The organism is Peptoniphilus gorbachii, from assembly GCF_016908115.1.
Lineage (GTDB): Bacteria > Bacillota > Clostridia > Tissierellales > Peptoniphilaceae > Peptoniphilus_A > Peptoniphilus_A gorbachii.
This window is the reverse complement of record NZ_JAFBDH010000009.1, coordinates 35,164-52,247: the sequence shown is the minus strand read 5'-3', so window position 1 is coordinate 52,247 and position 17,084 is coordinate 35,164. Positions and strand designations below refer to the sequence as shown.

Here is a 17,084-nt window from a genome sequence, read left to right as displayed (position 1 = left end):
CGAAAGCCTTCTTCGTTCACGCGGCGTCGCTGCATCAGAGTTCCCTCCATTGTGCAATATTCCCCACTGCTGCCTCCCGTAGGAGTTTGGACCGTCTCTCAGTTCCAATGTGGCCGTTCACCCTCTCAGGCCGGCTACCCATCGTCGCCTTGGTGGGCCGTTACCTCACCAACTAGCTAATGGGACGCGAGTCCATCTTAGACCACCGGAGTTTTGATCATGGATACATGTGTATCTGTGATTTTATTCGGTATTAATCCCGGTTTCCCGAGGCTATCCCAATGTCTAAGGCAGGTTACTCACGTGTTACTCACCCGTCCGCCGCTAATCCATTTTATCTTCACCCCGAAGGGATCTGTTAAAATTTCATCGCTCGACTTGCATGTGTTAAGCGCGCCGCCAGCGTTCGTCCTGAGCCAGGATCAAACTCTCAATTAAAAATTTGTATGACTCATTAGTTTTCTCAAAACTAAACGAATATCTGGTTTGCTTTGTGATTCATTACGAATCTTTTTATCTTCACACTATTTAATTATCATGTTTCTTGCTACTTTTTTAAGTAGCTTATTTATTGTACTCTTGTAAATTATTTTTGTCAAGTATTTTTTACAACTTTTTTAAAGTTTTTTTACTCGACTTTTACAAAAGTCTTGCTGTCTTAATCGGCAACTTCTATATGTTATCATCTTGAAGTTATTTTGTCAACTGTTTTTTTATTTTTTTTATTTTTTTTATAAAATTTTAAAAAATAACAGCTGTCTTTTTCGACAACTGTTATAGTTTACTATTTTCTTTTTTATATGTCAATGATTTTTTTGTAAATTTTTAAATTTTTTGCTTATATTTTTAAATTTTTTTAGTCTTTGCTGTACTGATCTTTAATTCTTTCTTTTAATTCTTCATAAGCTATTTGTGTTTCTTCTAGTCTATCTGTTAAATTTGGAAAGGCTCTTAGTATTCTTCTCTCTCCTAATATTGCCTTCCTTTCTTTTAATTCTCTAATTCTATTTTCTATTTCTATTATTTTAGGATTTTTCTTGATTTCTTCTTGTTTATTTTCTAATGCCACAGTCCTATCGTATACTCTTGTTCCTATTCTGTCAGATACTTTTCTTATATCTTTTCTTACTTTGTCTAAGACCCTTATTTTTTTGTTTATGCCTACAAGTGTATTTATTGTAGCAATTAAGTCAATTGTCATAATTATTACAAGCCCTAGGTCCAAATATTTAAGCATATCTAAGGGTATAAGTCCTACTATATTTTTTACTAGAGGATGTACTGCTTCGTATAATAAAAAACAAAATAGTCCCCATATTACTGAAAATTCTAGGCAAACATAGCCGCCAAGGTTAAATTTTTTATTTGAATAATCCCACCATCTCTCATGAAATATTTTTTCCAAGAGAAATCCTCCTACAAATTCTATGGCTGTTGCTATGGCAATTGATCCAAAAAATAAGACTAATTTATTTTTTTCTCCTATGTCTGTTAAAAAACAAATGACTGAAATGGCTCCAAAGCCATATATAGGACAATAGGGTCCTGATAAAAATCCTCTATTTATAAATTTTCCAATCGTTACTGCGTGATAACTAACTTCTACTACCCAGCCTATAAAGGCGTATATAAAAAAATATATTAAATACAATAATAAATTTTCATCCATTTATTTGTCACTCCAATAAAAAATATGTTAGCTTTACTAACATATTTTAATAAAAACTTTAAATTTCCCTATAGTTTTTTATGATTTCTCTTCTGCCATTTACTTCCAGTTTTTTGTAGAGAACTGTTAGATTGTTTTTTATAGTTTTTTCACTTATATAAATTTCTCTTGAGATATCTTTATTTGTTTTTCCCTCTATTAGGGCTTCTAATAAATATTTTTCTCTCCTTGTAAGTTTTTTTATATTTTCAAATTTTTTATTTCTTTTCTTTTTTATTTCTTTTAAACTTTCTTCTATATAAATGTAACCTCTAAGGCTTTTATCTATCGCTTCTAATATTTCACTTTCTGTTGCCTTTAGACTTATAAGTGAATAGTCAATATTTAAGGGTAGATCTTCGGAATCTACTATTCTTATTTTATCTTCTATTCTATCTTCTAGCTTTTTGTCTTGAAATATTAATAAGTCAAAGTCTCTATTTTCTTCCTCATAAAAATCAAGGACTTCATAATCCTTTAAAATATTTTGAAGTCCTCTTTTTATTATTTCACAATTTGTTTCAATAGCGATTTTAGTCATTTAAACTTTTTACGCTTTCTCTTTCAAGAATTTCTGATGGAAGTACTACATTTTCGGAGAAGTCGCTATCTTCTTTAGCTATTTTCTTTAAAATTTTTCTTATTGATACTGCTCCAATATCATAGTATGGAATTTTTACAGTTGTAAGTTTTGGTCTATATATATTTGAAATATAGGATCCACCAAATCCTGTTACTGAAATATCTTCAGGAGTTTTATAGTTGTTGTCTAAAAGCAAATTCATTAGGTGAATTGCTATTGTATCATAGGATGTGAAGAAAGCAGTAATATTTTCTTTTTTAATAGTTTCTAAAATTGTTTCTTCTTCATTTTCTACATCTTCTGCGTTAAGACCTTCAACAAATAAATTGATTTTCTTTAAGCCATGTTCTTCCATAGCTTTATTGTAGCCTTCGATTTTTTTCTTTTCAAAGGTTCTGTCATAGTCCTTTCTAATTCCAAGAGAGGCAATATTTTTATGTCCCTTTGAAATCAAAAGATTTACCATGTCATAGGATGCCTTTTCATAATCAATTGTTGAAGAGAATTTTTCTATGTCATAGAAATTACTTATAATTACATAGGGAATTTTACTTTCTTCTAATTTGTATTCGAGTTTAGGATTGTGTAAGTTTGAAATTACAATAATTCCTTCAACTTGTTTTTGTGCCAACAAGTTTGCAAATTTCATTTCAGATTCTTGGTCGCCATAGGAGCTTGATAAAAGTATGTCATATTTATACATTCTTCCAACTTCTTCCACTCCTCTTAAAATTTGTGAAATAAAATTGGATCCAATATCCTCTACAATTACACCTATTAAGTTAGATTTTTTTGTGACTAAACTTCTAGCCACTTCATTTGGTTTGTAATCCAAAACATCTATAGCGTGCAAAACTCTTCTTCGAGCCTCTGGGCTTACGGGTTTTGAGTCATTAATTACCCTTGATACTGTAGAAATGGAAACATCTGCCATTTTTGCTACGTCTTTAATTGTAGATGCCATACTTTCCTCCTTATGGTACTATTATTTTTAATCTATTCTCCAACACTTTGAAATTCATTGGCAGTGTGGAAGTCTTTTCTCCATCAACATCTATTGTTACATCTTCATCAGATTCAATGTTTATATTTTTCGTTTTTAGATAAATTACTTTATCGTGATCTAGGTGTTTTCCTCCAACTAGAGATGCAAAAAGTTCAGGCGCATCAGAAATTTTTATTCTCTTAAATATTAAAACATCTAGGTATCCATCTGAAACATCGGCAAAGGGTGCCATTTTTTTGAAACCACCTACTGAAGTTGAATTTGTTATTAAAAACAAAAGCGCATCAACATCTCCAGTAAATTCTTTACTTTTAATTTTTAGATTTATTGATTTTTGATATTTAAAAAATTTTTTTTCTAATAACTCTCTTACCCCTTCAAGGTAATATGCCATATTTCCAAGACTTGCCTTTCTTTCAGCTGTTACAGAATAAGCAATCTCTGTTAGCATACCACCTGCAGCAACATTTATAAAGGCTCTTTCGCCTGCAAGTCCGAGATCAATTGTCTTAATGTTAAAGTTTTTTATCATATTATAAAATTTAAAGGGTGAAGTTGGCAGACCTTGTGCATTGGCAAAATCATTTACAGTTCCACTTTGAAGAATTGCAAGGAGAGTATCTCTCTTTGAAAGATATATTCCATTTACAACTTCATTTACTGTTCCATCTCCACCAGAGCATATTATAAAATCTTCTCCAGTATAATTTGCAGCGAAATTTTTTCCATCGCCTTCAAGGTGAGTAAAAAGTAATTCTATTTCATACTCGTCATGACTCATAAGCTCAATTAATTCTAAAATTTTGCCTAGAGCTGCACCTCTGCCCGAATTTGGATTTGCAATAATCTTAACTCTTTTCATTCTTCTCCTCTTGCTATGTAGAATAAGGACTATAGTTTAATTTTCTTATTTTATAATCCTCATATTTAAAATAAAAGAAGACGAAGCAATAACTCCGTCCCCTAGATCATTTTAAAAAGACTTCTTTAACAGTCTTTGCAACTTCTCTTAAAATATAAAAATAGTCGATGGCGTTATTTGAACTAAGTGAAATAGTTTTTGCAGTATCAGAAATAATATCTGAAACATTCATAACTGTGCTTGATACTCTTAAAGAAGTATCATCGACCTTTCTTGTAATTCCATTTACAGTGTCTGAAACTGAACCAACTGTGGCAACAACTTTTTCAATTTCTGGTTTTACACCATTAACTAAATTTGTAGCATCAGTTGAAATTGAATTTACATTTGTAGAAATGTCCTTAGCATTGTCCATTATTGAAGGAACAGTCTTTAAAGTGTGATCAATTTCACCTTGGTTTCTTTCAACAATTTCATTGACATTTTTCAAAAGTTTAAAAACATTTATTAACACTAAAAATAGTGCAACAAGTGCAGCTATACCTGCTACATATAATAAGAAACTAAGTAGGCCACCTATCGTAAATGCTTGATCTAACATTTTATGCCCCCTATCTTATTTTCTAGCTTCTTTTTCTGCCTTGTTTTTTGTTTCTTCAACAGTTTCCTTTACATTTTCAGAAGATTTTTTAGCTTCTCTCTTAATATCTTTTGCGCCTTCTTTTAAGTCTTCTTTAACATCTTCTGCTGTATCTTTAACTTCTTCAGTAGTATTTTTTACATCTTTTTTGATGTCTTCAGCACCAGCTTTAACAACTTCTCCAATTGCTTTAGCTTTTGCCTTTGCAACTTCAACATCTTCGTCAAATTCAGATTTTTTAATAGCTGCTCTTTCTCTTAAATCATTGTAAGTTTTTTTAGCTTGTTCGCCAGCTTGGTATGCCTTAAATTCAATTGTATCTTTAGCATCATTAGCTGCGTTTAGTGCTTGATTAGCAGCTTCTTTTGATTTATTTGCAATATCTTCACGAGTTTTTTTACCTTCTTGTGGTGCAAATAAAATTCCGCCAATAGCTCCAAGTGCAATACCTGTAGAAATTTTAGAAATTTCTTTAAGTCTTCTTCTTCTTACTGCTTCGTTACGCTTTTCTTCTAAATAATCAAATAATCCCATTTTAAACTCTCCTTGTTTCTTGATTTATTAATTTTTTACCCGATTTATATAAATTTAATCATTTTAATAAATTAAAATTATAAACAAGACTATAATAGTAAAAACCGCAATGCCGTTACCTAAATAATTCACACCCGCCCATTATCATGGTGGGTCAAAAACTTGATAGTGTCTTCTGACTTCCGCTCAAAGACGGCTTGTCATATCTCACTTATACACAGTTTCCCGTGTTAGATTTGTCGGTTGAATTAAATAGGCTTATTTCGTACATCGCAGAATTTACCTAATTAAATTATAACTCAATGAAATTACTTTTTCAATAAAGTGTAGGGAAAAAAATGAAAATCTTCTGGAGGCTTTGCAAAAATTTCTATTTCCTTATTATTTCTTGGAAGTTTTAATTTTATAGAATAAGAATGAAGAGCTTGCCTATTAATAAGATCTGATTTTTTCCCATAAAGACTGTCGCCAATAATTGGATGACCTATGTGGCTTAAATGAACTCTAATTTGATGAGTCCTTCCAGTGTGAAGAGTTAAAAGGACAAGGCTCATATTGTCATATTCTTCAATAACTTTATAAGAGGTAATAGATTTTTTTCCTATTACATAATTAACTTCTCGCCTAATATTATCTTCACTTGTAGCTATAGGCGCATCAATTGTCCCTTCTTTTTCATCAAAAATTCCCTGACAAATTGCCAAATATTTTTTCTCAACCATATCTCTAAATTCAGCCGAAATTTTATCTTGAGCAAAGGAATTTTTTGAGGCGACAACTATACCTGATGTATCTCTATCAAGTCTATTAATAAATCTTACCTTTCTCTTAATATTATTGTCATGAAAATATCCCAAGAGATAATTTAAAAGAGTTCCCTCGCTATCATCTTTTGCAGTGTGAGTAACCATAAAGGGCTCTTTATTTATTATAATTAAATCATCATCTTCGTATAAAATGTCAAGATCTTTATTTTCAATTTTTCCATTAGGATCTTCATCTTGAAATCTAAGAGAAATTATGTCATTTAACTTTAACTTTTTATTTTTTTTAATTAATTTTCCATTTAAGTAAATACTTCCACTTTTTACAGATTTTCTTATTAAGCGAGAAGATACTCCACGCTCCTTTAAATAGTCATTTATCTTGATTTCTTTTGTGGCTTTAAAATTTAAAAAGCCTTTTGAATTTAATCTATACATTTTACACCTCTGGTCAAGGGGACCTTATTCGTTTATAATATAAATAAAAGAGAAAAAAATCAAGGGGGTTTAACCTTGTCAAAAATAATAAATATACTAACAAATGCAAATTTTGAATCGAAAAAAACTGCCACAGAACTACATAAGGTTTTAACAAGATATGGATATGAGCCCTTTAATGGTTTCAAAAAAAATGCGGAACTATCCATTTGCATTGGTGGCGACGGTTCTTTTATAAAGGCAATTCACAAAAATGACTTTCCTGAAATGCCCTTTGTGGGAATAAACACAGGTCATCTTGGCTTTTATCAAGAGATAAAACCTGACGAAATTGAAAAATTTGTAAAGGATTATAAAAGCGAAAATTACAAGGTAGATGACATTAAATTAATAAAATCAGACATCTACACAAAAAATAAAGTCTATAAATTTTGTTCAATCAACGAAGTTGTTTTAAAGGCAGCTCACTCAAAAACCATTCACATGAATGTCTTTATAGACAGAAATCATGTAGAAAAATTTTCTGGCGACGGCATCTTAGTTTCAACTCCATCGGGCTCTACTGCCTATAACTTTTCTTCTGGAGGAGCCATAGTCTATCCAAGTCTTCATGTCCTTCAAATGACGCCAATTTCTCCTGTGAACTCTCAAGCCTACCGTTCCCTTGGCTCATCAGTAATAGTTCCTGGAGCTCACACAATTTCTCTTGTTGTGGAAAAGAGATATAAGGATTCAAATCTTTTATTAGTTGACGGATCAGAGTATTTTTTCAATAACCTTCACAGAGTAAACATTAGACTATCAAATAAGACAATAAAAAAACTTGTCTTCTCAAATAATTCCTACTGGGATAATTTAAAAGACAAGTTCCTATAAATTTTAAATTTTAGGGTTTTTAGTAAAAAATCTCATCCAATTTAATTTTGGATGAGATTTATTTTTTTATTTATTTTTATTTTTTATAGCTGCTTTTATAAAACCATTAAATAGTGGATGAACTTTTGTTGGTCTTGACTTAAATTCTGGGTGGAATTGACAAGCTACAAAGAAGTCATTGTCTCTCATTTCAATTATTTCAACTAAGTCCTTGTCTTCATTTATGCCAGAAAAAGTTACGCCAGCTGATCTAATTTTTCCCCTAAAGTCATTATTAAATTCATATCTATGTCTGTGTCTTTCTTTAATTTTTTCCTCGCCATAAAGTTCATAAACTAAAGTGTCTTTTTCAATTGTGCAATCATAATTTCCAAGTCTTAAAGTTCCACCAACATTTTTTATGTCCTTTTGGTTTTCTAAAAGATCAATTATTGGATAATTTGTCTTTGGATCAATTTCTGTTGAATTTGCATCCTTAAAGCCAAGTTTATTTCTAGCTATGTCAATAAGTGCAATTTGCATTCCGTAGCAAATTCCAAAATAAGGTACATTATTTTCACGAGCATATTTACTTGATAAAATCATACCTTCAGTTCCACGAGATCCAAAACCACCTGGTACAATTATTCCGTCAAGTCCTTCTAAAATGCTTTCGTCTTTTTCTACTTCTTCAGAATTTATCCATTTAATATTTACCTTATATCCATTTTCACAAGCTGCATCAGTAAGAGCTTGCGTTACAGATAGGTAGGCATCGTGAAGGCTTACATATTTTCCAACAAGGCCAATAGTTACTTGTCCCTTAACATCTTTAAATCTTTCAACCATTTCTTTCCACTTGCCCTTTGAAGCTGGTCTATCTTCAAGTTCAAGTTCCTTTAAAATGTAATCATCTAAATGTTGTTCATGAAAAACTAGAGGCACTTCATAAATTAAATCTACATTAGTTGATTGAATAACTGCCTCTACTGGCACATCACAAAATAGAGAAATTTTTTCTCTAAGATCCTCTGTAACAAGACCATTAGATCTTACAATTATTACATCAGTTTTAATTCCGTTACTCATAAGTTCTTTAAAGGAGTGTTGAGTTGGCTTAGTTTTTAATTCATCTGAACCTGGAATATTTGGCACAAGAACAGTGTGAACAAAAAGTACATCTGATTTTTTATTTTCAGAGTGAATTTGTCTTATGGCTTCTAAAAATGGAAGGGATTCAATATCTCCTACTGTTCCTCCTATTTCTGTAATTACAACATCAGCCTTTGATTCTTTTGCAGCCTTATAAACTGCATTTTTTATTTCATTTGTAATATGTGGAATAACTTGCACAGTTGCACCGTCATAATCTCCACGTCTTTCCTTCGCTATTACAGTTGAATAAACTTTACCAGTTGTAATCGATGCCCCCTTAGTTAATTCTTCGTCAATAAATCTTTCATAATGACCAAGGTCAAGGTCAGTTTCTGCTCCATCCTTTGTTACAAAAACTTCTCCATGTTGGTAGGGGCTCATAGTTCCTGGGTCCACATTTAAGTATGGGTCAAATTTTTGCATAAATACTGAAAGTCCTCTGTCCTTTAAAAGTCTTCCAATACTTGCTGCAGAAATTCCCTTACCAATTCCTGAAACAACTCCACCTGTAACAAATATAAATTTAGTCATAATTCCTCCTAGCTTAATGAATTAAAAATATCTTCATAAGATGGCAGTGTAATGTTTTTTCTTGAAATTAATTTTTCCATTTCGTCTGCAATCTCTCTTGTGGCAAGAAGTTTTGTTGCAATATTTCTTTCAACATATTCTGCCTTTTTGTAAATATCATCTATTTTATTTGAATGTGAAATTAAACTTTCAATATCCCTTTCACATTCTAATAATTTCGTAATCATCTTATTTATTTTATCATACTTAAAGCTTAGCATTTCATTATTTTTAAATTTTAAAACTTCTGTCATGTCATTTAACTCAGAAAGTCCCATTGGTATAAGGTCTTTTTCAATCATAGACATCATAATTTTTGCCTCTAAAGTATGATAAATTACAACTTCTTCTAAGTTTACTTCGTAACTTGCCCTTATTTCCTTTTCAGTATAAATTCCTCTCTTTAAGAAAATATCTGTAAAATCAAAATCCTTTAAGGCAACTAAGGCATCAAAATAAGTTTTATGATTAGCAAGTCCTCTTCTCTTAGCTTCATCTCTCCACTCTAGGGAATAATTATCTCCATCACAAATTATCCTGTCATGTTTATCCATTATTTCTTTTACAATTTCAAGTACGGATTTTCTAAGTTCATCATAATCATCTTTGTGAGGATCAAGTTTTTCATAAATTTTTGAAAGAGAATCTGCCATAGCACAATTTAGAGCTATATTTAAATCGGAACCAGTTTTTGATGATCCAAGCATTCTAAATTCAAACTTATTTCCTGTAAAAGCAACAGCAGCAGTTCTATTTCTGTCGCTAGAATCCTTAGGAACACTTAATAAGTTATAACCTCTGAAGATATTTTTATCTTCTTTTTTATATTCAATATTTTCTTTAATATCTCTGAATAACTCTTCTAAATCGCTTCCCAAAAATAATGAAACAATAGCTGGTGGTGCTTCATCTGCTCCTAGTCTAAAGTCATTTGAAGTTGATGATGCACTTACTCTTAATAGACTTTGATATTTATCCGTTGCCTCAATTAAGGCAGCTACAAATAATAAAAATACATTGTTATTATAAGGGTCATCACCTGGGTCAAATACATTTAAGCCGTAATTTGTTACAATAGAATAATTGTTGTGCTTTCCAGATCCATTTACAGTGGCAAAGGGCTTTTCATGGAAAAGACAAACTAAATTATTTTCTAGAGCAGTTTCCTTTAAAATATTCATTAAAAGTTGGTTATCATCAATTGCTACATTTACATTTTCAAATAAAATTGCCATTTCAAATTGATTTGGTGCAACTTCATTGTGTTCAGCTTCAGAATAAATTCCAAGATCGTAAAGTTTTTCGTCTACATCTTTATAAAATTTTTCAACTCTTGCAGGAATTTGACCAAAATAATGGTCAGACAACTCTTGTCCCTTTGGAGAAGGAGCACCCACAATAGTTCTTCCAATATTTTTAAGGTCGCTTCTCTTTTTATAAATTTCTTTATCAACTAGGAAAAATTCTTGTTCAAGCCCAACTTTTACCCTCATTCTATAGGCGAACTCATCTTTTTCAAATAAATTTACAACTTTTACCCCTTCATTACTTAAAATTTTTGTAGAATCAATTAGGGGTCCTCTCTTGTCAAGTTTTTCACCCTTATAGGACATAAAAATAGTGGGGATGTAAAGTACATTTCCAATGATAAAAGAATTTGCAGTTAAATCCCAATAAGTGTAGCCTCTTGCTTCAAAAGTAGACCTCATGCCACCACTTGGAAAAGAAGATGCGTCTGGTTCGCCCTTTACAAGTTCCTTACCTGAAAATCTATTTATTGGCTCTCCATCTGAAGTCCTTGATATAAAGGCCTCATGTTTTTTTGCAGTGTGACCACTTAGGGGCAAAAACCAATGGGCAAAGTGAGTGGCACCATTATTTAGAGCCCAATCTTTCATTGCGTGAGCAATGGCATCAGCTGTCTCTCTGTCCAAATCCTTTTCATTTCTAAGAGCATCCTTCCACTTTAAATAAATGGGATATGGAAGTGATTCCTTCATCTTTTTTTTATTAAAACTTTTAATTCCAAATTTTTCTATCATAATTCCCCCCTAAAAGTTCCTGAAAAATAAAAAAATGGCAATTAATTAAAATTGCCATTATGAAAAACCTGTGGTTTCTTTTTATTTTATTTCAAATTCATTTCTTTGTCAATAAAATATAATCACTCTGAATCCTTTAAAAGCAGTACATGTACGTCAAACCACTGCCCATGAATTGAAATTTTCACATCTCCTCCAAGTATCTCTGAAAGATTTTTTACTATGTTAAGACCAAGACCTGATCCCTCAGAATGTCTCGACCTATCAGCCTTTAAAAGTTCCTCAAAGAGTTCATCGCTGTTCATATTTACTTTTTCATCTACAATGTTTTTTATATAAAATTCAACAGTTTCTTTACTTTCAATTACACCAGCAAGAACTTTTGTACCTTTTTTTGAATGTTTTACTGCATTGGAAAGAAGATTTTCTACAATCCTAACAAAGAGATTTACATCTGTATAAATTAAAATTTCATCACTTGTAGAAGTATATAAAAAATCTAAATCCTTATTTTTAAATAAAGAATCGTAATCTCCGTATATTTGTAAAATCATTTCATTTAATTCAACTAAGGATTTTTCCACAGAAATATTTCTGGTGCTAGTTTTTGATGCAAAAACTAAATCCACAATTAAATCCTTTAGTCTTGTTGAATTTCTCTTTAAAATACCTATAAATTTTTTTGCCTCATTGTCAAGTTCCTCTTTTTTCGACAAAAGATCGGCGTAATTAATAATTGAAGTTAAAGGAGTTTTTAAATCGTGAGAAATATTTGTTATTAGTTCCACCTTTAATTTTTCAGACCTAAAGCTTTCTTCAAGTCTAATTCTGTCACGCTTTTTAAAATCTTCCATTAAAACTGTAATTTTTTCCAAATATTCATTTTCAAAGGGTCCAGGAATTGTAAAGTCATATCCATAAAGTATGGACTCAACAAGTTCTATAGATAAAGTATTTTGTGCAAATTGAATTTCCACTGTAAAAACCGCACGTAAAATCATAAATAAAAGTACATTTAAGAGAACTATGCCCTTTGTCAAAAGGCTATAAAATAAAATATATAAAATAAAAAGTGTCACATTTAAAGTGCCAAAAAGCCTAAAGTTCTTGAAATGTCTGTACTTATAAAGATTGTATGTAAAAACTGTATCTAACAACTTTTTTCTCTTAATTTTTAAAATGACTATTATAAAAGTTACTAGCCAAGATACAACAAAATGCTTATTTATATTAAATAATTCAAAAATAATTACACAAGAGACAAAAATATTTTCCAAAAAAATTTTATCTGAAAGATTTATAAAAATTTCTTTAAAATATTCCCTTATATCAGAAAGCATTACTTGGCCTCAATTTTATATCCCATTCCATAAACTGATTTTATTAAATCTGGTTTTCTTGGGTTGATTTCCACTTTGTCTCGAAGATGAGAAATATGTACTGAAATAATTTTTCTAACATCAATTGCCTCTTCTTCCCAAACTCTCTCATAAATTTCTGTGGAAGAAAAAACTCTTCCAGGATTTTTTACTAGGAGATATAAAATTTTATATTCGTAAGGAGTTAGGTTTACTATTTCATCTTCAACTCTAACTTCTTTTGATTCATCAGAAATGCAAAGTCTGCCAATTTTTAAATCTCCCTTTTTTATTTCTGATGCACCTAGAGAAAAATATCTCCTAATTAGAGAATTTACCCTAGCAGTTAATTCAACTGCATTAAAGGGTTTTGTTATGTAATCATCTGCACCAACATTTAAGCCAACAATTTTATCTGTAACTTCACTTTTTGCAGAAAGAACAATAATAGGAATATTTGTCGTTTCACGCATTTTCATAATTAAAGTTATTCCATCCATTACTGGCATCATTATATCTATAATGGCAAGATGTATTTCATTTTTTTCTAGGATTTTAAGAGCAGATACGCCATCTTTAGCAGTAAAAACCTTGTAGCCTTCCGCCTTTAAGTAAATTTCAATTGCGTCTAAGATATCTTTTTCGTCGTCGCATACTAAAATATTATAGTCCATAATCATCATCCTTTCTTCTATTTTATCATGTAATGAATTGTTATCACAGAAAAATTAATATATAATACAGAGGAGGTGTTCAATGAAATTTTTAAATAATTATATAGATAAAGTAAAGGGTAAAAAAGCCTTTACTTTTTTTGATAAATTAATATATAGAATATTAAATCACGATACTCTCTCCTATGGAGGAAGTCTAACCTATTTTTTGGTTCTATCTATTTTTCCATTTTTGATTTCATTAATAAACGCAGTAAACTTTACAGGTTTACTGGATCCAGAGTATATTTTTTCTCTATTAAGTGTACTCCCAGCTGAAATACAAGACATTGTGTCAAATTTTTTAAGAGAACTTCAAAGTTCATCTTCTGGATCTTTTTTCACAATTTCCTTTGTAGCAGGTCTTTTTACTGCATCAACGGCAGTTTTTAAACTTATAAGTATAATAAATTCATCCTATGGTTTTCCAGAAAAAAGAGGTTTTATAAAGCTAAGACTTATTGCTCTTTTTTTCACAATCTCTCTTATAACTATGCTATTTTTGCTAATCTTAACACAAATCTTTGGTCAAATTATATATGTAAATGTAATGCATTATTTAGGCATAGAAAATGAGTTTTTTGATAAGGTATGGAAATTGGCAAAAAATTTAATACCTATAATTTATATGTTAGTTACCTTTGTCCTTCTTTATAAATTTTCTCCATCAAAAAGTAGCGAAAATATGGTTACTTTTAGAGGAGTCCTTCCTGGAGCAATTTTTTCCACTTTTGGCCTTATAATAACTTCCCTAGTTTTTGGATTTTATGTGGCAAACTTTGGAAAATACTCCATTACTTATGGATCTCTTGGAGGAATTATAGTTTTTCTAATTTGGACTTATTTACTTTCAATAATTATTTTAATTGGGGCAGAAATAAACGCAACTCTCTACTCCATGAAAAATTTTAAATCTCTAAATATTTGGCCAAGACATGATTCACTTTTTAAAAATTTAGAAAATTCAGATAACTAAGCAATTTCTGTGGCTGCAATTAGTGCAGTCACTTTTTTTATGCCCGATTTTTTTGCAGCTTTTACAAGTTCAGAAATAGTTGTACCAGTAGTTATTACATCGTCAACAATTATTATCTTTTCAGGAACTTTTGTAACTTTAAAGGCATCTTTTAAATTTATCTGGCGCTGGTCCTTTTTAAGTCCTACTTGAAATTTTGTATCTTTAATCTTAGAGAAAACATCTATGCATCTTAAATCTAATTTTTTTGCAATATTTTCCGCAAGAATTTTTGACTGATTATAGCCCCTTTCTCTCTCACGAGATTTATACATGGGAACAAAAGTTATGACTTCTTCCTCTAAATTATTTTTTAAAAGTTTTTCAATCATTATTTCAGAAATAATTTCTCCATAGCTAAGTTTTCCCTTGAATTTAAAATCAATTATAAGCTTTCTCATTATGCCAGAATAAGTAGAAGATACAAGCAAATTATCTAAGCCATCTATATCATAATAATAGTTAGGATTTTTATTTATTAAATCAAGGCAATCTTCACAAAGTCCATAATTTTTTACAAATTTTCCGCAAATAGGACAAGTCTTTTCAATTATTTTCATTTTGCTTCCTCAATTTTTTTGCCAAATTGGAATACCTCTTAAGAGTTTTATTGTTTTCAATCATTTTAACAAGATACTCACTTTGACCAACTAAGACAACTGCCTTTGATGCCCTTGTTATAGCTGTGTAAATTAAATTCCTAGTTAGGAGCATTGGAGCTGCGTGATAAAGAGGAATTACAACTACTGGAAATTCACTTCCCTGAGACTTGTGAATAGTCATGGCATAAGAAAGTTCAAGCTCGTCTAAATTATCAGATGAATATTCAACACTTCTCACATCATCAAAGACAACAGTTACTTTTTTATTTTCCTTGTCAATTTTTGAAATGTAGCCTAAATCCCCATTGAAGACGCCCTTTTGTCTGTCTTCGTAAAAATCGCCTTCCACCTTTGATTCAAGCTCATAATTATTTTTTGTCTGAATAACTCTATCGCCAAGTTTAAATTTTTTTCCTAGAACTTCAATAAAATCATCACTTTTATTTAAATGCTCTTGGAGAACTTTATTTAAATTAAGAGTGCCGTGATTTCCCTTTTTAGTTGGAGTTAAAAGCTGAACATCCCTCTCACTTACATTAAAATAATTTGGAAGCCTAGTCTTAACTAAATCCTTAATAATTTCAAGGCCCTTAACTTCTCCTCTTTCAGAAATCATAAAAAAGTCGCCCACATTTAAAATTGGCATCTCGCCCTTATTTATTAAGTGAGCATTTTTTACAATCATAGACTCCTCTGATTGCCTAAAAATTTCTTCCAAGTTCACAGACTCTATTACTTTTGACTTTAAAATATCAGAAAGGACATTTCCTGCACCAACTGATGGAAGTTGATCCTTATCTCCAACTAAAATAAGCCTAGTTGGACTTTCAATAGACTTTAAAAGTGTTTCCATAAGAATAATATCCACCATAGAAACTTCATCTAAAATCAAAACATCACAGTCAAGCTCTTCAATATTTGAAAAACCTATATCTTCCTTAAAACCAATTTCAAGAAGTTTGTGAATAGTAAAGGCATCTCTGCCAGTTTGCTCTTTCATCCTCTTGGCAGCTCTACCTGTAGGAGCAGCAAGCTTAATTACCTTATCCATGGACTCAAAAATGTCTATCAAAACTTTTAGGGTTGTAGTCTTTCCAGTTCCAGGTCCACCAGTTATGACAAAGACCCCTCTATTTATTGCCTCTTTTACAGCTTTTTTCTGTGTCTTTGAAAGTTTAATGTTTCTAAATTTTTCTGTCTCAGAAATTTTTTTATCTATGTCAAAATTTTCATCTTCATCAAAGGAAATATTTAAGTCACTTAATTTTCCAGCAACATAATTTTCTGCAGCTAAATATCTTGCAATATAGCAATTGTAATCATCGCCATCTCTTTCTACAAAGAAGTTTTTTTCAAGACTTAAATCCCTAGCAAGCTCCTCTATATTTTCAAATTTTAAACCAAGAATTTTTTCTGCTGCTTTAATTAACTTATCTAAAGGAAGATAGGTGTGCCCATCTCTATTGGCAAGCATAAGAGCATACTTTAGACCTGCTATTTTTCTAAAATCAGAATCTTTTTTTACACCAAGGCTCTCGGCAATTTCATCAGCCTTTTTAAAACCAAGCCCCTTTATCTTGCCGACTAAATCGTAGGGATTTTTCATTACAGTTTCTATGGACTCATCTCCATATTCCTTGTAAATTTTTAAAATAACAGAGGCAGAAATATTATATTTAGAAAAATATAGAAAAATTTTTCTCATGGCATATTGCTTATCTAGCGCTTCCTTTATATCTCTATATTTTTTCTTGCCAATTCCTTCCACAGACAAAAGTTTTTCTGGATTTTTTTCAATAACATCTAAAGTTTCGTCCTTAAATTTATTTACAATTCGCTCTGCCATTTTTTCACCAACATGAGGTATCATTGCACTTGAAAGATAGGAAATTATAGCAGCTTCTCCCTCTGGCATGACTTCTTCCATGTCCACAAAGGCAAACTGCTCGCCGTATTTATTGTGATATGTAAAATCTCCTGTGAATCTATATTTTAAATTTGCCTTAAAAATTGTAGCAGAGCCCACTATAACAAGGTCCCCATCTTCTGAATTTATCCTTGCAACAGTGTATCCATTTTCTTCATTTCTAAAAATAATTCTCTCCACAATGCCTTCAAGAGTAATCAATTACAACACCTCGCCTTTATTGTATCAATAAATAAGAATTAAATACAGAAAATAATTTAGGCTAAGATTTTCTAAGATTCTCAAAAATTTTATAAACTTCTTAAAAATTTT

At 30.8% G+C, this 17,084-nt stretch carries 15 protein-coding genes, 1 rRNA gene and 1 other RNA gene; 2 read left to right on the top strand and 15 right to left on the bottom strand.

Annotated features, from left to right (window positions below; genetic code table 11):
- From JOD41_RS08005 to JOD41_RS07965, 9 genes are all read right to left on the bottom strand, one after another.
- Positions 1 to 438 (bottom strand): 16S ribosomal RNA (locus tag JOD41_RS08005); the annotation flags it as partial.
- Between the two features lie 418 nt (positions 439 to 856).
- Entirely contained in the window at positions 857 to 1,669 is an 813-nt protein-coding gene (locus JOD41_RS08000) for a putative ABC transporter permease (RefSeq protein ID WP_205052372.1), read from the bottom strand.
- 58 nt (positions 1,670 to 1,727) lie between these two features.
- Positions 1,728 to 2,249 (bottom strand): LuxR C-terminal-related transcriptional regulator, encoded by a 522-nt coding sequence (locus tag JOD41_RS07995; protein WP_205052371.1) that lies wholly within the window; start codon positions 2,247 to 2,249, stop codon positions 1,728 to 1,730.
- Positions 2,242 to 3,255 carry a LacI family DNA-binding transcriptional regulator gene (locus tag JOD41_RS07990; RefSeq protein ID WP_205052370.1) on the bottom strand — a complete coding sequence of 338 codons (1,014 nt, stop codon included), beginning with the start codon at positions 3,253 to 3,255 and terminating at the stop codon, positions 2,242 to 2,244. Before JOD41_RS07990 ends, JOD41_RS07995 begins: the two co-directional genes overlap by 8 nt.
- Before the next feature lie 10 nt (positions 3,256 to 3,265).
- Entirely contained in the window at positions 3,266 to 4,159 is an 894-nt protein-coding gene (locus JOD41_RS07985) for a diacylglycerol/lipid kinase family protein (RefSeq protein WP_205052369.1), read from the bottom strand.
- 106 nt (positions 4,160 to 4,265) lie between these two features.
- Entirely contained in the window at positions 4,266 to 4,760 is a 495-nt protein-coding gene (locus JOD41_RS07980) for a hypothetical protein (protein WP_156701445.1), read from the bottom strand.
- A gap of 15 nt (positions 4,761 to 4,775) precedes the next feature.
- The gene (locus tag JOD41_RS07975) at positions 4,776 to 5,333 is read right to left on the bottom strand and encodes a YtxH domain-containing protein (protein WP_205052368.1); all 558 of its coding nucleotides are present in this window, start codon (positions 5,331 to 5,333) and stop codon (positions 4,776 to 4,778) included.
- Between the two features lie 97 nt (positions 5,334 to 5,430).
- Positions 5,431 to 5,615: non-coding RNA, 6S RNA (gene ssrS, locus JOD41_RS07970), on the bottom strand.
- Between the two features lie 26 nt (positions 5,616 to 5,641).
- A complete protein-coding gene (locus tag JOD41_RS07965) occupies positions 5,642 to 6,535 on the bottom strand; it encodes an RluA family pseudouridine synthase (protein WP_205052367.1) in 894 nt (297 codons plus the stop codon).
- 75 nt (positions 6,536 to 6,610) lie between these two features.
- On the opposite strand from JOD41_RS07965, the gene JOD41_RS07960 reads away from it, so the two are divergent.
- Positions 6,611 to 7,411 carry an NAD(+)/NADH kinase gene (locus tag JOD41_RS07960; protein WP_205052366.1) on the top strand — a complete coding sequence of 267 codons (801 nt, stop codon included), beginning with the start codon at positions 6,611 to 6,613 and terminating at the stop codon, positions 7,409 to 7,411.
- A gap of 66 nt (positions 7,412 to 7,477) precedes the next feature.
- Here JOD41_RS07960 and JOD41_RS07955 read toward each other — a convergent pair whose 3' ends face one another.
- The 4 genes from JOD41_RS07955 to JOD41_RS07940 all read right to left on the bottom strand — a co-directional run bounded on the left by JOD41_RS07955 (position 7,478) and on the right by JOD41_RS07940 (position 13,189).
- Positions 7,478 to 9,076, bottom strand: coding sequence for a CTP synthase (locus JOD41_RS07955; RefSeq protein WP_205052365.1), 1,599 nt, complete (start codon positions 9,074 to 9,076; stop codon positions 7,478 to 7,480).
- 8 nt (positions 9,077 to 9,084) lie between these two features.
- Positions 9,085 to 11,157 carry a glutamine synthetase III domain-containing protein gene (locus JOD41_RS07950; protein WP_205052364.1) on the bottom strand — a complete coding sequence of 691 codons (2,073 nt, stop codon included), beginning with the start codon at positions 11,155 to 11,157 and terminating at the stop codon, positions 9,085 to 9,087.
- A gap of 122 nt (positions 11,158 to 11,279) precedes the next feature.
- Complete coding sequence (locus JOD41_RS07945) at positions 11,280 to 12,497, bottom strand: sensor histidine kinase (protein ID WP_205052363.1); 1,218 nt, start codon at positions 12,495 to 12,497, stop codon at positions 11,280 to 11,282.
- Positions 12,497 to 13,189, bottom strand: coding sequence for a response regulator transcription factor (locus JOD41_RS07940; protein WP_205052362.1), 693 nt, complete (start codon positions 13,187 to 13,189; stop codon positions 12,497 to 12,499). The genes JOD41_RS07945 and JOD41_RS07940 overlap by 1 nt, the downstream gene beginning before the upstream one ends.
- Before the next feature lie 82 nt (positions 13,190 to 13,271).
- Between JOD41_RS07940 and JOD41_RS07935 the strand changes: the two genes are divergently transcribed.
- Entirely contained in the window at positions 13,272 to 14,204 is a 933-nt protein-coding gene (locus JOD41_RS07935) for a YihY/virulence factor BrkB family protein (protein WP_205052361.1), read from the top strand.
- On the opposite strand, the gene JOD41_RS07930 is transcribed toward JOD41_RS07935, so the two are convergent.
- Both JOD41_RS07930 and recD2 read right to left on the bottom strand, forming a co-directional pair.
- Positions 14,201 to 14,803, bottom strand: a complete 603-nt coding sequence (locus tag JOD41_RS07930; protein ID WP_205052360.1) for a ComF family protein — start codon at positions 14,801 to 14,803, stop codon at positions 14,201 to 14,203. The two genes, JOD41_RS07935 and JOD41_RS07930, sit on opposite strands and share 4 nt — an antisense overlap.
- A complete protein-coding gene (gene recD2, locus JOD41_RS07925; protein WP_205052359.1) occupies positions 14,790 to 16,973 on the bottom strand; it encodes an SF1B family DNA helicase RecD2 in 2,184 nt (727 codons plus the stop codon). Before recD2 ends, JOD41_RS07930 begins: the two co-directional genes overlap by 14 nt.
- Positions 16,974 to 17,084 lie beyond the last annotated feature (111 nt).